The organism is Acinetobacter guerrae, assembly GCF_009372255.1.
In the GTDB taxonomy this organism is placed as follows: Bacteria; Pseudomonadota; Gammaproteobacteria; order Pseudomonadales; family Moraxellaceae; genus Acinetobacter; species Acinetobacter guerrae.
Genome location: NZ_LXGN01000005.1, coordinates 80612 through 101543 on the forward strand (window position 1 = coordinate 80612; position 20932 = coordinate 101543).

Consider the following 20932-nt stretch of genomic DNA (forward strand, 5'->3'; position numbering starts at 1 on the left):
ACTTTTATTTAGCATAGTTATAACAGTTGCAGGTTCATTTAGGAAAATCTATTTAGGCAAGTGTAACATCGCCGCTGTCTTTTTGAGCAATTAAAACTTCAGTTCCATCTGTCGCACAAGGTAATACGACTTTAAATATCGTTCCTTCTCCTTCTTTAGAACTCACTGAAATTTTTCCAAGATTAAGATCAATAAAGCGTTTACACAGGGTCAATCCTAAACCTGCTCCTTTCTCACCATCAGTTCCTCTTAAGCTCGCGGTAATCCTCGGGTGAAAAACTGTAGACATTTGCAATTCAGTCATGCCCAAGCCATTATCTTCTATATAAATTTCTACCCCCTCCTCTGTAAGCTTAGCTCGTAGTGCAACAAAACCATGTCCATCCAAACGTGTGAATTTCAAAGCATTTGAGACCAGATTTTGAATGACTGAGGTGATCATATTGATATCGGCATAAACTTTTAGATTCTCTGGAACTTCATCAATCAACGCGATATTCTTTTTAATCGCTAAAGTATTTAAAACTTTGATGACAATAGATGTGGCCTGTTTGAGGTTAAAGTTAATAGGGTGATAAACAAATCGCCCACCTTCTGCCATTGCCCATTCCAATAAACTTTCTAATAAATTGTAGGTGGACTGGGAGGTGTCATACAAATAATCTGCAATATTTTGCACACTTGATTCATCTAAAGTATGACGTTCTTTGGCTAAAACCTCTGAGAAGCCGAGTAAACCATGAAACGGCGCGCGCAAATCATGTGAAATAATAGAAAAAAACTTGGTTTTACTAAAATTTAAAGCGCATTGCTGTTCATAGAGTTCATTCAGTATTTCATGATTATATTTAAGCTCAAGATAACGGGAGAAATTCATTCCATGTTCGGCAAGCAATGAAATCTTGAGTGGATCAAACGCCTGTTGTTCGTTATCAAAAAATAATGCAATCCCAATGGATTCATCATTTTTTAGAATATTGAGAGCAATAATACGATGGTGTTCTACGCCCCCTTCATTCATATAAGCCGAAAAATCCATATAATGTGGATGCTTTTGATCAATAAAAACTTTGTCTTTAAAAAACTGCGCGTTATTGCGTTTTTGTAGCTTAAGTACAGCATGAATTTTATGATCAGCATGATGCCAAAAATAAGTTTCTTCATGGAAACATAAAATTGCTTTTTGAGCCCCTATCAAGTTTTTACCAAATTCTAAAAACTGTTGAATCAGATTATGCTCACTTTTTAAACCAAGAAGTAGCGATAAGCGGCAAGCACTTAGCTGATCTGCTTGATCAAGCTCTAACAACTGTAAACTCATGGTCCGCCTCATGGGAATTGTGATTATTATGAATAAAAAATGGAGAATCAAAATAAAACAACGAAAAGATAAAAATTTAAAACATTGCTTCCTACATGTAGCAAATTTTTACCAAAAAATCAATTATAGAAGTACATCAATCAAGCTTATGGCAACATAAATCGTTTAAATGTCTTTGCCGCTTAAAATGAGTCATATTTTTTAATATTTAATTCGATTAAATCATTCAAAAAATATAATATATAGTAAGTTCAGACAGTATTTAATCTATGATTTTCAAACAATTAATTCATTTATTACAACTCAATCTAAGAAAGTTAATTTTATTTTTGGCTATTTTTAGTGTACTCAGTCTTTTCGCTATTTCTTTACTTGTTAACTACTATATCCAGAAAAATCAACTTATTAACAACTCTCTTTCAGTCAATATGGAATACGCTTCCAAAATTGCCAATGGAGCGAATAGCCATTTCAAAACCATGCTCAAAGAACTGGACTACAGCGCCAAGCACTTAGGGCAATCTTTTGACAATGAAAAAGTATTACAGGCTGAAGTCGATCGACTAAAATTTCAGTCGGATTATTTTAATAGTGTAATTATCTCTGATCGGAATGGAAATATTCGAAGTTTCGCACCACAACAATTGAAACTGAATAAGCAAGTCACCAATCATACATTAGGCTTTGAGATGTCGCTTAAAAATCAGGCCACTGTGGTGACACCCCCTTATTATTCGATAACAAAAAATTTGATCGTGTTTTTATCACAACCTATTTTTGATCAAAACCATCAATATCTAGGCTTTATTGGCGCTGCAATTTACCTCAAAAAAGATAATATTCTTAATGAATTACTGACCATGAAATATGGTTATAAAAATAGCTACATGTATGTCCTTGATAGTAACCAACATATTGTTTTTCACCCAGACGAAAAACGCATTGGAAGTTTAATCACCCAAAATACTGGGCTAAATACAATGGTAAAAGAAAAAAACGGAAAAATTCACCTCACCAATAGTCTGGGCGAAGATGATCTGGCAGGATTTGCTCATATTCCCACAACAAACTGGATTGTAGTTTCTCAGCAACCCACCCATGAGCTTTTGGCACAAGCATCTTCAATCATTTTGAAAATTATTGCGGGAATGCTGTTTTTTTACATATTTATATTCTTTATTGTCTGGCGAATTTCTTATTTAATTTCGGCACCACTTGCACAACTGGCAAAAATGGCAAGCCACTTAAATGCATCAACAACAGAACATAAAATTAAGGAAATTGATCCTTGGTATTATGAAGTCCTTAAATTCAAATTGTCATTACTATTAAGTTCTCAGCAGTTCAAACAGAAAATTTCTGAACTAAATTTTTATGTCAACACAGACCCACTCACTGGTTTTTATAATCGTCGCGGCATGGAACTTTTTTTAGATGAATTTATCAAATCTGAAACTCATTTTTTCGTAATTTCTCTTGATATAGATCATTTCAAAAAAGTGAATGATGTTTATGGGCATGAAAATGGCGATCAGGTGTTAAAAATCGTTGCAGAAAAAATCAAGAATTACTCACGAGATATCGATGCCTGCTGCCGTATTGGTGGCGAAGAGTTTATAATATTGGCCCCTAATTCTGACTCCTCCACAGGCGCAATTGTCGCTGAACGTATACGGCAAGCGATTGCCAATACTGTGGTTCCAGAGATCGGTAAATTGACCGTTTCTATTGGGGTTGCACACTGGCCTCATTCGGCACGCGACATTAAACGTGTTTTCAAAATTGCCGATGAAAGACTATATGAAGCCAAAGCGCAAGGTCGTGATCAGGTCAAATATTAAAAAATTAAGCTATGCCAGCTTACAACCTTATAATGCTTCTCTTGGGCCATGAGCTGATTTTTTTGTAAGTACATGATATTTGGGTATGCAACTCAATATTCTGTCAAAGGCAAAATAACGCTATCATCTGCCCTAATTTTCAGCGCATTGCTAAAAATTCTAGCAGGCATACTAGCAATAGATTCAGCAGTTTGCTTATCACTTTTGCTTCATAGCGGACATGAACATACAAAGCGTTTGCCACTCAAAATTTATCAAATATGCCATCCAAGCAAACTGAATCAAAAAATAATAAACATTATATTTTAAATAAATTTTTTATTATTTAACTTTTTTCAAAAATTGATTTAAACGTATATTTTAAAATTTTTATTTTCTTCACAATTTCTACATAATTCATTCTTGTTTAAATATTAACATTATTATAAAAAATAAATCTTAAGACTTACTTAAGATTTTAATTTTTATTTTTAACTCAAAAACATAGGAATTTTAAAGACTAGTTGTTAAAATAATTTTTTACATTGGATAATAGATGGATCATGGAAATTAATAACTCAGAAGAGGTGGTTTTAACTATTTTAAGAAAAGCAAAAATGCGCGCAACGCTTCCTAGAATTCATGTTGTACAGACTTTAATTGAAGCAGACAAAGAAATTACGGCGTATGAAATTGAAAGAAAAGTGGCTCAAAAAAATAGTAAAAATGTCTATATATCAACAATATACTCATCACTTAGAGCACTTGAAATGGCTGGTGTAATACAACGTTTTAAAATAGGAGATCAACAAGCTTATTATTCTATAAAAAAACAAAATGGTTCTATAAGATTATATTGTGAAGAATGTGAAAAAACCTATTTATTAGACAATGATAATATCGAACAAGATATTCTTGATCTTTCAAAAAATAAAAAAATCGCGATTAAATCATTTTCTCTATTTATACAGATAAAATGTGAAGAATGTATGGAGAAAAACAACACTACCCACTACCAATAATCATTATTATTAAGCTTAAAATATTTAAAAATATTATCTTAATTTGGAAATTCATCGAAAATAACAATGTAAATATATTGTATATATAATTAAGAATCATTACTATTCGCATACTTTTTATCATTGACTATTGGGGCAACAATGTCTTTTATCAAAACGCGAAAGAAGATTGTTTCATCTGCAATTGCTTCTTCACTATCAGTTGTCGCTGTACCTGCCTTTGCACAAGATAACGTGACTCAACTGCCTACCCTTCAAAGCGCAGCAACTGCAACACAACAAGAATCTTTAAAAGTTGATAATTCTGCAAATGCAAAGTTTGTTGCTCCTTTGCTTGATACGCCAAAATCGGTTGCAGTTATCTCAAAACAATTGATTGAAGATACAAATGTTACAACTTTGAGCGATGCACTACGTACAGTACCCGGCATTACTTTAGGCGCAGGTGAAGGCGGCAACCCAAATGGTGACCGTCCGTTTATACGTGGTTATAGCTCTGAGGGTTCAATGTATGTTGACGGCGTTCGCAACGGAACATCTCAACAACGTGAAATGTTTGCGATTGAACAAGTTGAAGTCACCAAAGGATCTTCTTCAGCATTAGGTGGCGGTGGTAATGCCAGCGGTAACATTAACTTAATTACTAAAGTTGCAAAAGCAGGCGACTCTTTAGAAGGCTCTATCCAAAATGGTACTGATGATTATCATCGTATTACTTTGGATGGAAATAAAGATTTTGGTAATGGGATTGCTGCTCGTGTTATCGTCATGGGTCATGAAAATGACAAAGCAGGTCAAAGTGATGGCGCTGAATATAAACGTGCCGGTATTGCACCAAGTATCACGTTTGGTTTAGGCACCCCTACTCGTGCTACTTTAAGTTATTATTATTTAAGAACAAATGACGAACCAGATTCTGGCGTTCCTTATAACAATCCATTTGGTACGACTAGCCCTTATTATAAACTCAATGGCAACGGTAAGCCGATTGATGTTAAACAAGGAATTTATTATGGCTGGAAAGATCGTGATTTCCAAAAACAAGAAAATCAGATCGGAACCATTAAGTTAGAACATGATATTACACCAGATATTACAATCAGCAATATCGCAAGTTATAGTAAATCAAAAAATGATTATGTCTGGACTCAACCAGATGACTCTAAAGGCAACTTCATCAATAAAACGACTGGTGAGCTTCAAGATGCGAGTGTTTGGCGTCGTGCCAATGGACGTATCACAGATATTGATACTCTTAGCGATCAACTTTCATTGCGTGGCAAATTCAACACAGGCGCTATAAAACATAGCTTCAATACGGGTGCAGAATATTCAAAACTGGATGGTGACAAAGGATCAAATGTCATCTCTTATCCAGGATATACAGGAATATCAACCACTGGATTTAATAACACGTGTACCACAAATGATGCATGGTGTACCTCAACATTTAATCCAAATTCAAGCAATGCTTTCCTCGGTACAATTACACCTGTTGAAAAAGCAAGTAACACAACAACCGAAACTACATCTTTCTATGTTATGGATAACATTGAAATTAGTCCAAAATGGTTAGTTGATCTGGGTGCGCGTTGGGATAAGTTCGAAACTGAGTTAACCACTTATAAAACGATTGCTGCTACAGGGGTAACCACCCTTGCAGATCCAACATCTTTATCAAGTGATTCTGATTACTGGAGCTGGAACGCAGGTGTAACCTTTAAACCTACAGAAAACAGTGCTATTTATGCAAGCTATGCAACTTCAGCAACACCTGTAGGTATTGACTCAAGTGAATCTTCTGAAACGGCACCATCAAATGCAATTAAAGATCTTTCACCTGAAAAAGCACGTACGATTGAAGTGGGTACAAAATGGGATCTGTTCAATAAAAAGCTCAGTGCAACCGCAGCTATTTTCCGTACAGAAAAACAAAATACCCGTATCTTGATTGATGCCAACACCACGGCCAATGCAGGTGAAAGTAAAGTTGACGGTATTGAGTTAGGTCTAAACGGTAATATTACCGATAAATGGGCAGTAAGTGCTGGTTATACCTACATGGATAGCGAACTGGTAAAAGCTGCTTATAATGTCGTGATTAACGAAGGTCGCCAGTTAACCAATGTGCCAAGAAATAGCGCAACACTTTGGACAACTTATAACGTGTTACCTCAGTTGACTGTTGGTGCAGGCGCAGTTGCAATGGATAAAGTTTATGGTTCGAATACTGCAGCGATCCAAAAATGGGTACCGGGTTATGTACGTTATGATGCAATGGTTCGCTACGATATTAACAAAAACATCAACTTACAGTTGAATGTAAATAACCTATCTGATACACGTTATTTTACAAAAGCTTATGCATCTCATTATGCAACTGAAGCAGAAGGCCGTAGTGCTGTAGTGGCATTAAACTTTAAGTACTAATTCCATATTTAGATTATGGGATTTAAAATAAAATAGCCTCTCTAGGAGGCTATTTTATTTTTCATTCAATATAAGCTGATCATCTGGCAGGTATTACAATGATTCACCATATTCCAAATGTCTTAAGCAAAGAACAGGTTCAATATTTTCGTGAAGAAATGAATAAGATTGAATGGGTCAATGGGAAAGTCACCGCAGGAACACTTTCAGCCACAGTGAAACAAAACCAGCAACTTCCAGAAGATCACCCTTTAACTCATCACTTAAGTAATATTATTTTAGAGTCACTTGGGCAGCATCCGTTATTTTTATCTGCTGCCGTTCCACTGGATATTATTCCCCCGCTTTTTAATCGATATGAAAATAATGAAGCATTTGGTTTTCATGTTGATAATTCGATTCGGCGGATTAGAGGAAGTAATGAACGTTTAAGGACTGATTTGTCCTGTACAGTATTTCTCAGTGAGCCAGATGAATACGAAGGTGGTGATTTAGTCGTTGAAGATACCTATGGTTTCCATGAGGTGAAACTGCCCGCAGGTGATATGATCTTATATCCATCGACCAGTTTACATGAAGTGACTGCCGTCACTGCTGGTTGTCGTATTGCTTCATTTTTTTGGGTTCAAAGTATGGTCAGGGATGATGCAGAACGTTATATGTTATTCAATCTAGATCAAACAATCCAAAATCTTCGGATACAATTAGGGGATAAACATCAGGAGGTAATCAAACTCACCAACCTATATCATAATCTAATGCGTAAATGGGCAGAATTATAATCATCATGCCATATATGCCACTATTCTTCCCATGTATCCCCTTTTATAAAATTAAACTTGATACAGGTGCTTCGTGATAAAGATACTCTATATCGAAGATGATCTCATGATTGGTAAATCAACCTTTCGATTATTAAAACATGAAAAATTTAATGTTGATTGGGCCAAAACAGGACTTGAAGCTTTAGATTTACTTTTTAATCATGTTTATCATCTGGTTTTACTTGATCTTGGTCTACCTGAATTAGAAGGTTTAGAGGTTCTGAAACATATCCGTAAAAAAACTGATTTAAAACAATTAGGTGTTATTATTATCAGCGCACGGGATCAAAGTCGCGATAAAATTCAGGGACTTAGACTAGGGGCGGATGACTATATTGTAAAGCCTTACGATTTTGATGAGTTAGTGGCGAGAATTGAATCCGTCCTTCGCAGAGGTAAATTGACCACGATTGAGGAAATCTGCTTTGAAGTTGGAGATACTCAAATGTTTCCAAAGACTCGCAAAGTATTAAAACAAGGAAAAGCCGTTGAACTTTCTGCCAAAGAATGGGCAGTTCTGGAACCCCTCATGATGTATCCTGACCAGATCTTTTCACGGCAGGCACTCGAACAAAAGCTTTATGACTGGGATGTTGAGCTGAATAGTAATACTATTGAAGTCCATATTCATAAATTACGCCAAAAGTTGGGTAAAGATTTGATTCGCACAGTACGAGGACTGGGTTACTGTATTGAAACCCGATAAAAACAGGAAAAGGATGATTTTTACTAAACTGATTCATCTCTATAAAAAACAACCTCTAAGTTCGAGAATGACTTGGAGTATTTCTATTTTAAGTATCATTTTACTGATTTTAATTGCAATTTCCGCTTATCGGATTGCATTGGAAGAATCACAGGAAGTGATTGATAAACAAATGGAAGAGATGGCTGATTTCCTTGCCAGTGTCAACATTGCACATCGACTTTCTAACTTCGACCCTCACCGTCGCTATGGTGAAAGAGATGTATTTATTGATATTGTTGATCTCGATCAATTACCCATTCTAATCAAAAATCATAACTATCTGGTCGATCATCTGGATCATCCCCAATTTATAAGAAAAAATAGCAGTCGCGGTAAAATTGTGGCCTATGTTTTACCGCTCACGGATAGACAAATCCAGATTAGTCAGTTAGTTTTTGTACGAAAAAATCTGGCTCGTGAATTGGCATTTAACATGCTAATCCCCTATTTTATTTTTATGCCTTTTACCATTTTAGCTGTTTATTTTCTGATTCGTTATCATTTAAGACCACTTGCAGATTTAAAGACAACTTTTTCACAACGCGATTACAATGATTTATCCGAAGTTCAGGTTAAAGACCTTCCTGTAGAAATTACACCTGCTATTGATGAATTAAATTATTTATTTAAAAGAATTGAAGCTGCTCAACAACAGCAGCAAAAGTTTATCGCCAATGCAGCACATGAACTTAGAACGCCACTGACTGCATTAAGTTTACAAACTGCTGTACTCATTAAAACCCCCAAAGACAGCCCTTTTTACCAAGAAAATATTGATGATCTAGATCAAAATCTAAAAAGAATGTCACATCTGGTTCATCAACTCATGAGTTTGGCACATCAGGAGGCGCTCTCTCATGAAGCATTAATACATGTCAATTTGCTTGAAATTATTCGCCAATGCACAGGTCAGTTACTTGCTAATGCTCGAAAAAAAGATATTGATGTACAGGTTAATATCGATAATTTTAACGAAAAATTAGAAGTACAGGCGACAATCAGCGCATTAGAAAGTATTTTCCTCAATTTAATTGATAACGCGATTAAATACAGCCCCGAACATGGTCAAATTTTGATTAAATTATGTGAGCAACCAGATAGGATTTTGGTTGAAATTCATGATAGTGGTCGAGGTATTGCTCCTGAACAATATGAGCATGTGATGCAACGTTTCGTACGATTGATTGAAACTCAGTCTCAGAGCATCGGCAGTGGACTTGGTTTTTCCATCGTACAATCTGCGCTGGAATCTATCCAAGCCACCATCCAATTAGACCGTTCAGAAATCTTACATGGTTTGAAAATAAAACTTTATTTCAAGTTATAAACGAAAGCAGATATAAGATTGATAAGCCACTCGCGCTCATCGAAGTTTATATGATCTGATTTGGAGTTAGGCATAAAATGATTTGATTGCCTTTATATAAATTTTGCCATGTGAAATACCACAAAGATTCAAGTCATACCTTTGTCCTAATTAGACTCAGAAACGATTAAATATTAGTAAAACCAAAATAACCAATTGAAATACAATATAAAAAAATAAGCTATTTTCTCAGAAAAGCTTAATCTATCCTATTTATTCTAAGAGTAGATATTTCTTAGGAATCTTGTAAAAGTGGCTTTGCATCTGGAAAAATTTGATCGTTTCAATATTATTTTATTGTTCTTAACCGCTTTATTCATGTTCATTTTTATTCCTGTTGCGGGATCAATCGATCAGATGCTAAGCCTTCCGTGGGTCAATCATTCGGGATATTACCTAAAAGAAAATAGGTTTTTGGTTAAGGTTGGACATGAGTTCTTAAAGAATCTTGTCATTGCTATTGCACTGATACATTTCATACTCTGGATTAAACTGACAATTCAAAAATCACTCTCCCCACTTCGTTCTATTTGTGGTGTTGTGGTATTGGGTATGTCGATTTCTGTTGCATTTATTGGCTTATTAAAATCACAATCGATCCATGCTTGCCCGTGGACACTTTTGCAAATCAATCAAGAACAGATCGACTGGCTCAAACCATTAAGTTCACGTGGGAAGTGTTTTCCAGGAGGTCATGCTTCTGCGGGATTTTCTTTACTGATTTTATATTTTGCTTACCGTCCTTTTTATCCGCAGTTGGCAAGATATGGATTAATTTTTGCCTTAAACATGGGTATTCTTATGAGTACGGTTCAAATGCTGCGAGGTGCACATTTTTTAAGCCATAACTTATGGGCATTATGGTGGTCATGGCTGATTGATTATCTCATTTATAAATTATGGAAAATCTATTGGCCTGAGTATTTGAAGACACTTTTTATCAGTCACAAGATTAGCAAAAATAGAATTAACCATTGATTTTAAATAAAATTTTATCTAATCATTCCTTAATCTTATCAGTTTTAAATAAGACATCCGCATCAAATACATGAAATAATACGTATGGCTACTTTGTTTGGGCTTAAACGAATCTCTCTTTCTCTTAGAATGTTTAATATTCTGGTGGCCTGTTGGCTAGCCAGTTTTACCAATATTGGCTTCTATGAGCATCTTTCCTCTTTTAGTTCATTTTCAGGATTTATCCAATATTCATTTATTTTTGTGACGTTTTTAATCTTAAGTGGGTTTTATTTTTTCGTTTTACAGCTATTTAGTTGGCAACACTCGGCTAAATCATTTGCGACGGTCTTAATTATATTAACAGGATTTTCATCTTATTTTGTGAATCAGTTGGGTGTCAATATTACATCCGATCAAGTACAAAACATCGTACAAACCGATGCACAAGAAGCGTTTGATTTATTGTCCTTTCCTTTTTTATTGTGGTTAGTTAAAACCATTGTTTTACCTTTAATTTTTGTTTTTTACATCAAAATTAAACCTGCAAAAAATATAAAATATCTTTTCTTGGATAAATCGATCAGCCTAATGATCGCCTTATTTATCATAGGTCTGGGTTTATTTTCATTCTATAGTCAGTACGCACCTATTTTTCGGGAAAATCGTGAGTTGAAAGCACAAATTTCACCGTTAAATATCTTATCAAGCAGTTGGAGTTATGCACATAAGAATGCAAAAAGCCAGAACTTGCCCTTAATTCCATATGGCCAAGATGCTCATCAAGTCAGCCATGCAATTCAACAATCCGCAAAAATTATGGTATTGGTGGTCGGTGAAACGGCGCGCGCACAAAACTTTAGTTTAAATGGCTATGCTAAAGTCACAAATCCCGAATTAAGTCAGCTTGATATTGTAAATTTTGCGCAGGCATCCTCATGTGGAACACAAACTTCTGTTTCTGTTCCCTGCATGTTTTCAGGAATGCCAAGAAAAAATTATGATGAGGCTTTAGCTGCACACCGCGAAGGTTTACTGGATATCGCTCAAAGAGCGGGTTATCAAGTGACTTGGATTGATAATAATTCGGGTTGTAAAGGCACTTGTGACCGAATAAAAAATTATATTTCTCCTAAAGATGAACCTGCATACAAAAAATGGTGTGGTAATGGTGAGTGTCATGATGGCGCTTTAGTGGCAGCACTCTCTGATTATCTGAAGCAACTTGATACTAAACATTTAAAACATAATCAGTTGATTGTCTTACATCAAATGGGCAGTCATGGCCCTGCCTATTACAAACGTTATCCTGATGAATTCAAAAAATTTCTACCTGCATGTGAAACCAATAATATTCAAAATTGCGATCATCAATCATTAATTAACACGTATGATAATACCATTTTATATACTGATCATATCGTGGCAAGTACCATCCATGTATTACAAAACACGGGGCTGCCTACAGGATTAATTTATTTATCAGATCATGGAGAGTCGACAGGCGAAAGCGGTTTATATTTACATGGAACGCCTTATTTTATGGCCCCTAAAGAACAGACTCATATTCCAATGCTATTCTGGGTATCGCAGCAATGGCCTGATCACCAAAAAATTCAGCATTGTTTAAGTCAGCAAAAGGATCATGCAGTGAGTCAAGATAATTTATTCCCAACTTTGCTGAACATGTTAAATATTCAAACCAGAGTATTAAACCGACAACTCGATTTACTCGCACAATGCAGAGGTAGTGTTTAAGGTGATTCGTATTTTATATATCGAAGATGACTTGATGGTTGGAAAGTCGACTTATCAACTTCTCGAACATGAAAACTTTGAAATTGACTGGGCCAAAACAGGATTAGAAGCACTGGATTATTTATTTGGTCAAACTTATCACATTGTACTTTTAGATCTTGGACTACCAGAACTAGAAGGGCTTGAGGTGCTAAGGCATATTCGTAAGCAAGTCGATATGAATAAGATGGGAGTCATTATTATTAGTGCGCGAGATCAAAGTCGAGATAAAATTCAGGGTTTAAGGCTTGGGGCGGATGATTATATTGTTAAGCCTTATGACTTTGATGAGTTGATTGCAAGAATTGAGTCAGTTTTACGTCGAGGCAACTATAATTCGCTTGAAGAAATTCATTTTAAAGTGGGTAATGTTCAGCTCTTCCCAAATACTCATCGTGTACTCAAAGGCAAAAAGAAAATTGAACTCTCAGCCAAAGAATGGGCAATTTTAGAACCAATGATGATGTATCCCAATCAGATATTTACCAGACAGATGCTAGAACAAAAACTTTATGACTGGGATACTGAAATCAACAGCAATACCATTGAGGTACATATCCATAACCTCAGATATAAATTAGGCAAGGATTTTATTCGTACAGTACGTGGTTTGGGTTACTGTATAGATACTCCAAAAACTTCAGGTTAGATGTTTAGATGCAGACTTCTTTCACTAAACTCTGGCAGATTTACCATGACCAACCTCTGAGTACGAGGATGTCATGGAGCATTTCGATTTTCAGTATTATTTTACTGATTATCATTGGAATTTCTGCCTATCGTATTGCCCTTGAAGAATCACAGGAAGTAATCAATCGGCAAATGCAAGAAATGGCAGAATTTCTGGATAAAAATAATCTTTCAAACCGACTTTCCCACTTTGATCCTAAAGCCAGATATGATGAAACTGATGTTTTTATCGATATCATTCCCAAAAAAGAACTTGAGAAATTAAGTCAGCAACATAACTATCTTTTACCCTATTCAACTTCGGCTCACTTTTCTAAACACAAAACCTCTCGGGGTGAATTAAAGATTTATGTATTGCCTCTCCCCGATAAGCAAATTCAAATTAGTCAGCTCATTAAAGTCCGACGTCATCTGGCAGAAGAACTGGCATTTAATATGCTCATTCCATATCTGTTATTTATGCCATTTGGAATTTATGCGGTTTATCGCCTAATCCGTCATCACTTAAGATCCATTGATGAATTAAGCGTGACCTTTGCACAGCGGAATTATCAAGATTTATCAGAAATTCACGTCAAGGATTTACCCATTGAGCTTACACCTGCCATCAATGAGTTAAATTATTTGTTTAAAAGAATTGAAACCGCCCAAAAGCAACAGCAACTTTTTGTTGCTAACGCTGCACATGAATTAAGAACGCCTTTAACAGCATTGAATCTGCAAAGTTCACTGCTGATGAAGACACAGCGAAATAGTTCAACATATAACGAAAACTTGAGCGACTTAAGACAAAGTCTGAATAGAATGACGCATCTGGTCGAGCAATTAATGTCTTTGGCACATCAGGAAGTACAACAGCATGAACCTTTGGAAAAATTGAATTTGATTGATGCTACTCGCCGTAGCGTGGGACAATTACTAACCAATGCACATCACAAAAATATTGATATACAAGTAGAAACTCAAAATTCGCAAGAACAGCTAGATATATTGGCAACGAGCAATGCTCTAGATAGCATTTTGATCAATTTGATTGATAATGCAATTAAATATAGCCCAACACAAAGTCTAGTATTGATTAAATTGTATCTTGGTGAAGATAAACAATGTTATGTTGAAATTCACGATAGTGGTAATGGCATCGCCCCAGAACAATATGATCATGTCATGCAACGCTTTGTTCGCCTGACAGAAACGCAGCATCAAGCGATTGGCAGTGGACTGGGATTATCAATTGTACAGTCAGCTTTACAGGCGATTGATGCAAGCTTACAACTAGACAGTTCAGAACTATTAAGTGGTTTAAAAGTGACTTTGAGCTTTAAACAATCAAATTAATCAAAATCACATATCTTACACATTAGAAAAATAGAACTAAAACCACACATTTTGGCATTAATAGGTTTCAGCCAATTTTAAATCATCTTGATGTAGTGGGTTAATCTCAATACTGGCATGTACAATTTCTTCATGAACGGATAAAGCCTGTTTGATCTGTTTAGGGGTTAACAATGAATTGGCTGTTTGAACTGACAAAATGCAGGCAAATTTCCCTTTCCCGACTTGCCACACATGCAAGTCATTAAGCTTAATCGTACTATCAATCTGCTCAATCACTTCTTTGATTTCTTCTACTACAGGCTCTTGCATTTCAGCGTCCAAAAGAATTTTACCAGTTTGTCGGATTAAGCCCCATGACCACTTTGCTACAAGAACTGCACCTAAAATCCCTAGCACTGCATCTAAAAAATTCCAGCCAAAATATTTACCTGCAAATAAAGCGACAATTGCCAGTACAGAAGTAGCGGCATCGGCAACGACATGGATAAAAGCGGCTTTTTGATTTAAGTCCTGATGCTCGTGATGATGTGAATGATCATGGTCGGCATGGTGTTGGTGTGAATGATGATGATGTGAGTAATCATCATGTAAGAGCCATGCACAGATCAGATTAACCATTAGACCCACCACCGCAATCCAGATGGCTTCGTTATAATAAATAGTGACTGGATTGAATAACCTTTCGATCGAACTAAAACACATTACCAATGCAACCACCATCAACAATATGGCGCTGCTATAACCTGCCAGAACTTCGATCTTCCAGCTTCCAAAACAAAATCTAGAATCTTCTGAATAATAACGCGCAGCACGATATGCAAGATAAGCCAAACCAAGTGCCACCATATGAGAACTCATATGCCAGCCATCTGCCAATAACGCCATTGAGTTAAATATCATACCGCCAGAAATTTCAGCAATCATCATGACACCTGTCAGTATGGTCGCCCATAGAATTTTCTTTTGCGCTAATGGATTGCCTTTATCAAATTGATGATGATGTTTGTCTAGTAAAATATTATTCGTCATTTTTTTAGAAATCCAATATACTCCCCCAGAGTATATTTAAATTATTTGAGTTCGTCTATGAGCCATCTGCATGACAACCGCAAAATCTTAAATCGCATTAAACGTGTACAAGGACAAATGAATGCCATACATACATCCATGACCAATGAAGATGTTTCTTGTATCGCCGTATTGCAACAAGTGGCTGCTATCCGTGGCGCAATCAATGGTTTAATGAATGAATTGGTAGAACAGCATCTAAAAATGCATGTTCTGGAAGATCAATACAATGAACAGGAACTAGAAAAATTTCTGGAAATCTTAAAGAAGTACAACTAAAACTCTTATGGCATAGAATTATTTTTTATCAAGTTTAAAATATTTTCTCATCCGCTTAGTTCAGTTATTTTTACTTTATCAATCTGAACCGAAGCATTGTTTAACGTGGTTTATGCTAAGCACCAAGACCCGATGAGAAATCAATCCAAAAAATATAAAAATCTTTTAAGAACTCAACTTAAAAGATTTTTATTTACTTAGAAAGAATAACGATAATTAAGCATAAATCGATGTTGATCCCAGTCTTTACGTGTCATGCCATTTATTTTTTCACCTAGATTGCCCTGATCAAATTTCGACTCATAATGCAAATATGAATAGCGTAAGTCTAAATTTTTTATCATCGGCAAACTATAACTAAAAGTCAGATCATAAAAACGCTCTTTTCCTTCAATATCACTGCTGATGTTACTTTGATGTGCGCCAAAGCCATAAATATATTTTGCCTCTGTTTTTAACCCTTTCACATGATCTTTCCAATCGTATTTAAGTCGAAGGGCGATAGCCGTTTCATCATTATTGGTAAAGTCAGGTCCAATAACGGAAGACGTTGGAAAAGGATTTGTCCCATGATCTTGTGTAAGTATATTGTTGCGATCAGAACGTGTGGAAAAATTATCTTCTATCCAAAATCCATCAAATTTAGAAATCGCCGCACCGACTTCCAGAGAGTTACGAACCCAATTAACATCTATAAAATAACCATTACCTCGATTGTTCAACGGTTGTCCTTTTACACAATCCAAATCAGCTTCAGCACCACATTTAAATAAATCACCATTATCACGTGAAAAAAAAGCACCGCTACTTAAAATCCAAGTCATATTTTGAAATGGCAACTTATATTGAGCAGTTATTCCATATTTTTCGATGTAATCATGGCTTGTTAAATATTCAGCGCTAATGTTCCATTTTTGATATTGATATTTTGCCCCCAAAATCCCGACATAAGAAATATGCTCATTACTGTCTGTCACCAGTTTTTCAAATGTGTCCATGCTTCGCGGTTTCCAGCGATCATAATAGGCAATATAGCTTTGTAGATGATCCGTCACTTTAAATTGACCACTTGCGCCAGAAAATGTATCGGGTACAGCACGATTATTGGTGCTTTTGAGGAGTAAAGAGTCGTGTAATTGTCGTCCTAACCTAATCTCACCCACTTCACCAAGTTTTGCCTTGAGATTAAACTGCCCTAAAGTGGCAAAGTTTTGTGCCAACTTACCGTTGTTTTCCACTTCTAAAAGTTGGGCTGTTGCTTTGCCTGAATCAAATAATTTAGTGACTGCATAAAGAGAAGCATCAAATCCAATACGATCCCACAAATAAATAGAACGATAGTTCAACTCCATTCCAAGCGCACTTTGTTCGTAACCAACTTTAGATGGATTTGGATTTAAAAGTGTTGCATGGGCGATACCTTCATCATTCCAATATCGCGTATTCAATTTTAATTCTAGGCTACCGAATTCTGACGGAAGCTGTGCATAAGCGTAATTACAAAAAATCAGACTCACGGCTCCACATAACACATATTTATGCATTTAAAATTTCCTTTTTTTAGCATGAATAAGGGCTTTGCCTAACAAGATCGTTAGGCAATTTTTATAGAAAATGAAGAATTAAGGAGAGAGTTTTTCGAGAACTTGACCTTTGGTTTCAATAGCAAACCAGAAAGTCACCAGTCCACCAACCAAAGCGACTACAGCAAGAACACTAAAGACATATTGGATTCCATAACCGCCGACCACTAAACCCACCATGACTGGTCCGATGGCAGAGCCTGCACGTAACCATGCGGTACTAAAACCAATTCCCATGGCACGAAGCCGTGTTGGATAAAGCTCTGCTGCATAGAGATACAAAGAAAATGAAATCGTTTGCAAAATGGCGTAACTTAAGGTCGCAAGAATCACCACTTCCATCGCAGATTTTGCGCCCAATACAGATAGACTCATTAACGGAATTACAGCTAAGAAAAATGCAGCACTGTACCAAGGTCGACGTCCAACTTTATCAATCATTAATGCACAGATAATCGAGGCAATCACACCAACACCAGATGTAATCCAACCATAGCCCAGACTGGTTTGTAAGGATAAACCGAAGTGTTGTTTATATAGAGATGGTAGCCAAGTGATCATGGCGTTATTGACCATATATACACAGAACCACATTCCCCAAAGGGTAAAAGTACGCTTGCGGTAAATTCCTTGAAACAGTTCACGCCAATCTGTTTTTGCCATTGCTTGAGGATTAATATCTCTCACTACAGGCTCTGGTAATGTCTTACCACTTTTGATTGCACCATTTTCAAAGATCTTGACGACTTTATCTGCTTCATCAAAACGTTTTTTTGAAGCCAGCCAGCGTGGAGATTCAGGTAAGAAAAATCTTAAAGGGATCACCAATAAAGATGGAATAAGCCCAACAATAAACATGACTTTCCAGCCGTAAATCGGCATCAAGAAAAATGCTGCCATTCCAGCAAACATCAATCCCATAGGAAAAACAACTTCATAGAGCAAGAAAAATTTTCCGCGTTTTTCAGCACCAATAAACTCATTGATATAAGCACTGGCAACAGGAACCTCGCCCCCTGTCCCAACACCTTGTAAAAAGCGGAAAACTAAAAGTGATAATCCGCTCCATGCAAACAGACAGGCAATATCCATTGCTACAAACAACATAATGGTAAAAAACAACACCCTTAAGCGTCCAACTTTCTCGGCAAGGGAACCAAAGAAAATAGCACCCACCAGTTGCCCCACATAACCTGCTGCAATAATTGCACCGACATATGCAGGTGTTAGATGCCATTCTGAAATTAATTGTGGCATTGCAAAGGCAATTGCCAGAACAGTATAAGCATCAAAAAAAGTTGCTATACCAATGGTAATTCGCATGAATTGCAAACGCCGAGTAACAGGCAGTCGCTCAAGTCTGGCAATAATTTCTGCATTTTTTTGATGATGACTAATTGGTTCTACATCCGCTAGATTTGTCATCTCCATTCTCCTTATCAACTACATTCCTCGTAGTTTTTGTTATTTATCTCGCAACCACCTGTCGCAAAAGATTCGTATGTTTTTTTATCATTATTTTTAAGCGACATACCCGATTTTTTGCTTCAGGCAGCGTACAGGAAAAAAAGGCTAGCGTATATGCTAGCCCGTATGCGATTTAAGCAACCGCTTGTTTTAAATCAACCTTGCCAATTCCAGCTTGACGCATAGCTTCATGGATTTCTTGTTCAGCACCCTCCGCCAAAGGAAGTAATGGCGAACGAACTGTTGCATGATCTAAAATACCTCGCGCGACCAAAGCATGTTTGAGTGCAACTGTACCTTCCATGTGTGAACCACGATGATAAACATTGCGGGTTACAGGTAAAAGTTGGTCGTGAATAGCACGTGCTTTAGCATAATCTTTTGCCTTACCTGCATTGATCAATTCAATCAACAGTTCAGGTGCAATATTGCCATAGCCAACCAACGCACCATCTACATCAAACATGGTATGCAGCAAATATTCATCATGACAGGTCAAAACTTGTAAATCTGGACGTTCACGGCGAATAATTGGAATCTCAACATCCCAGCGACGCATATTACGCACACCGTTTTTCATGGCGAATACGCCTGGTTGTGCTGAAATATCGAGCAAAGTCTCTAAATCATACGTTGCTTTAGTGGCATCTGGGTATTGGAATAAAATCGATGGTAAACCACTTTCTTCATAGATGGCTTTATAGCGATCCTGTGGAGCACCTTTCTGATAACCAAAACGCAACCAACCATGTGATGGATAAATCAAGCCTGCCGATGCACCTGCACTTACTGCACGTTTTGCTTCTTCTGCTGCAACCGAAGTTCCCTCAAGCGTAATACCTGCGATTACGGGAATTTTATCATCGACAGATTTGACAAAACTTTCGATGACTTGCATTTGTTCTTTTTGAGATAAAAAAGTTCCTTCTCCCGCATGTCCTAAAACAACAAGACCTTTCACACCATCAATACTACCTAGCCATGAACCTAAGCGTTGAATAGCATCGTGGTCAACTTGACCATCACGGGTAAAAGGCGTTACAGGTGCTGGGGTTAATCCGCGTAAATCTAAACTCATGATCGTACTTCCTATACAGTGTAATTAAACATTCTCTTTTTGAATTTAATCTGATTCAGAACAGGTTTTAGAGAACATGACTGGAGTATAGGAAGCCAGCGGTTATGTGAGAATTCCCAATTCTTGAATTTCAGTTATACTAAAAATGTATACCCAATAAATAATACGATTTAGGACAAATCGATGAATTATGATTTATGGAAAATATTTCTAGATGCCGTTGAACTTGGTAGTTTGAGCAAAGTTGCAACCTTACATAACAGTAACCAACCACAAATTAGTCGGCAGATGAATGAACTGGAAACACAATGCGGCGGACGGCTATTTAATCGTACAGGTCGTGGCGTGGAGCTCACCGACTTGGGGCAACATCTATTACCTAAAATTCGCTCGTGGTTAAACGTCACAGAACAACTCAACAATGAGATTTTACATTCCACCGATACCCCTATTGGCACCGTTAGAATTGCAAGTTTGCCTTCAACGGCTCATCCGCTTCTCACCACACTTTATCAAGTACTTAAACAAAAATATCCATTAATCAAATTGTCCGTACGTGAAGGTCAAGGGGTACATTTAGAAAAATGGCTGGAAGATGGCAGTGTCGATCTCGCGATTCTCTATCGTTTTAATCCTACGCCAAAACAGGGAGATATTTATTTAACAGAAGCAGATACTTATCTGGTGGGATGTCATGCGGATGCTTTAACTCAATCTAAAGAAATTCAATTTAAAGAAATAACTCACTTGCCTTTGGTGACTTTCTGCCGTCCGAGTAACTGGCGAAACTTTTTAGACCATATGGCATATGAACACGGGCTTGAACTTAATATCGTATTTGAAGCAGATTCCATTAGCTTACAAACTCATTTGGTTTCAACTTCAGGCATTTATACCATGCTTGGGCCTCAAGCATTGATGAAAGCTTCTCAATATACACCGATTCAAGCCAGTAAAATTATAAGCCCCGAACTGAAACGTTATATTTCACTTTCACTTTCCAAACATGGATATTTAACACCTGCATGTAAGGCAGTCATGGATGAGATTAAACTACTCAGTTATTTACTCTAACAAAAAACTGTTTCAAACTTAGCAATAAAAGAGTATTTCTATTTATAGAATCAATTAAACAGAAATA

17 protein-coding genes are annotated in these 20932 nt (G+C 36.5%); 12 read left to right on the forward strand and 5 right to left on the reverse strand.

Features of this window, described 5'->3' with window-relative positions; translation table 11 throughout:
* Window positions 1-52: 52 nt before the first annotated feature.
* Window positions 53-1321 carry a sensor histidine kinase gene (locus A7A69_RS04210; RefSeq protein ID WP_151980884.1) on the reverse strand — a complete coding sequence of 423 codons (1269 nt, stop codon included), beginning with the start codon at window positions 1319-1321 and terminating at the stop codon, window positions 53-55.
* A 269-nt stretch (window positions 1322-1590) separates the two neighbouring features.
* Here A7A69_RS04210 and A7A69_RS04215 point away from each other — a divergent pair, with 269 nt between their 5' ends.
* The 10 genes from A7A69_RS04215 (at window position 1591) to A7A69_RS04260 (ending at window position 14313) form a co-directional block, all read left to right on the forward strand.
* Window positions 1591-3162: a sensor domain-containing diguanylate cyclase gene (locus A7A69_RS04215; RefSeq protein ID WP_151980885.1), complete on the forward strand. Its 1572-nt coding sequence runs from the start codon at window positions 1591-1593 to the stop codon at window positions 3160-3162.
* A gap of 542 nt (window positions 3163-3704) precedes the next feature.
* Window positions 3705-4163 carry a Fur family transcriptional regulator gene (locus tag A7A69_RS04220; protein ID WP_152876388.1) on the forward strand — a complete coding sequence of 153 codons (459 nt, stop codon included), beginning with the start codon at window positions 3705-3707 and terminating at the stop codon, window positions 4161-4163.
* Window positions 4164-4304: 141 nt separating this feature from the next.
* Window positions 4305-6593: a TonB-dependent receptor gene (locus A7A69_RS04225; RefSeq protein ID WP_152876389.1), complete on the forward strand. Its 2289-nt coding sequence runs from the start codon at window positions 4305-4307 to the stop codon at window positions 6591-6593.
* A gap of 98 nt (window positions 6594-6691) precedes the next feature.
* A complete protein-coding gene (locus tag A7A69_RS04230) occupies window positions 6692-7375 on the forward strand; it encodes a Fe2+-dependent dioxygenase (RefSeq protein ID WP_151980887.1) in 684 nt (227 codons plus the stop codon).
* Window positions 7376-7448: 73 nt separating this feature from the next.
* Window positions 7449-8123 (forward strand): response regulator transcription factor, encoded by a 675-nt coding sequence (locus tag A7A69_RS04235; protein ID WP_120370022.1) that lies wholly within the window; start codon window positions 7449-7451, stop codon window positions 8121-8123.
* Window positions 8124-8136: 13 nt separating this feature from the next.
* On the forward strand, window positions 8137-9492 hold the full coding sequence (locus tag A7A69_RS04240; protein WP_152876390.1) for a sensor histidine kinase: 1356 nt from the start codon (window positions 8137-8139) through the stop codon (window positions 9490-9492).
* A gap of 291 nt (window positions 9493-9783) precedes the next feature.
* The gene (locus tag A7A69_RS04245) at window positions 9784-10509 is read left to right on the forward strand and encodes a phosphatase PAP2 family protein (protein ID WP_187349163.1); all 726 of its coding nucleotides are present in this window, start codon (window positions 9784-9786) and stop codon (window positions 10507-10509) included.
* Between the two features lie 84 nt (window positions 10510-10593).
* Window positions 10594-12246: a phosphoethanolamine transferase gene (locus tag A7A69_RS04250; protein ID WP_152876391.1), complete on the forward strand. Its 1653-nt coding sequence runs from the start codon at window positions 10594-10596 to the stop codon at window positions 12244-12246.
* 1 nt (window position 12247) lies between these two features.
* Window positions 12248-12934, forward strand: coding sequence for a response regulator transcription factor (locus A7A69_RS04255; protein ID WP_151980923.1), 687 nt, complete (start codon window positions 12248-12250; stop codon window positions 12932-12934).
* A 68-nt stretch (window positions 12935-13002) separates the two neighbouring features.
* A complete protein-coding gene (locus tag A7A69_RS04260) occupies window positions 13003-14313 on the forward strand; it encodes a sensor histidine kinase (protein WP_152876392.1) in 1311 nt (436 codons plus the stop codon).
* Window positions 14314-14370: 57 nt separating this feature from the next.
* Here A7A69_RS04260 and dmeF read toward each other — a convergent pair whose 3' ends face one another.
* Window positions 14371-15345: a CDF family Co(II)/Ni(II) efflux transporter DmeF gene (dmeF, locus tag A7A69_RS04265; protein WP_152876393.1), complete on the reverse strand. Its 975-nt coding sequence runs from the start codon at window positions 15343-15345 to the stop codon at window positions 14371-14373.
* A gap of 57 nt (window positions 15346-15402) precedes the next feature.
* Here dmeF and A7A69_RS04270 point away from each other — a divergent pair, with 57 nt between their 5' ends.
* Window positions 15403-15663 (forward strand): metal/formaldehyde-sensitive transcriptional repressor, encoded by a 261-nt coding sequence (locus A7A69_RS04270; RefSeq protein ID WP_120370028.1) that lies wholly within the window; start codon window positions 15403-15405, stop codon window positions 15661-15663.
* A 197-nt stretch (window positions 15664-15860) separates the two neighbouring features.
* On the opposite strand, the gene A7A69_RS04275 is transcribed toward A7A69_RS04270, so the two are convergent.
* The 3 genes from A7A69_RS04275 to A7A69_RS04285 form a co-directional block, all read right to left on the reverse strand.
* Entirely contained in the window at window positions 15861-17207 is a 1347-nt protein-coding gene (locus A7A69_RS04275) for an OprD family outer membrane porin (RefSeq protein WP_152876394.1), read from the reverse strand.
* A 78-nt stretch (window positions 17208-17285) separates the two neighbouring features.
* Entirely contained in the window at window positions 17286-18671 is a 1386-nt protein-coding gene (locus tag A7A69_RS04280; protein ID WP_120370030.1) for an MFS transporter, read from the reverse strand.
* Window positions 18672-18846: 175 nt separating this feature from the next.
* Complete coding sequence (locus A7A69_RS04285; RefSeq protein ID WP_120370031.1) at window positions 18847-19791, reverse strand: dihydrodipicolinate synthase family protein; 945 nt, start codon at window positions 19789-19791, stop codon at window positions 18847-18849.
* A 183-nt stretch (window positions 19792-19974) separates the two neighbouring features.
* Between A7A69_RS04285 and A7A69_RS04290 the strand changes: the two genes are divergently transcribed.
* The gene (locus A7A69_RS04290) at window positions 19975-20865 is read left to right on the forward strand and encodes a LysR family transcriptional regulator (RefSeq protein ID WP_151980895.1); all 891 of its coding nucleotides are present in this window, start codon (window positions 19975-19977) and stop codon (window positions 20863-20865) included.
* Window positions 20866-20932: the final 67 nt, after the last annotated feature.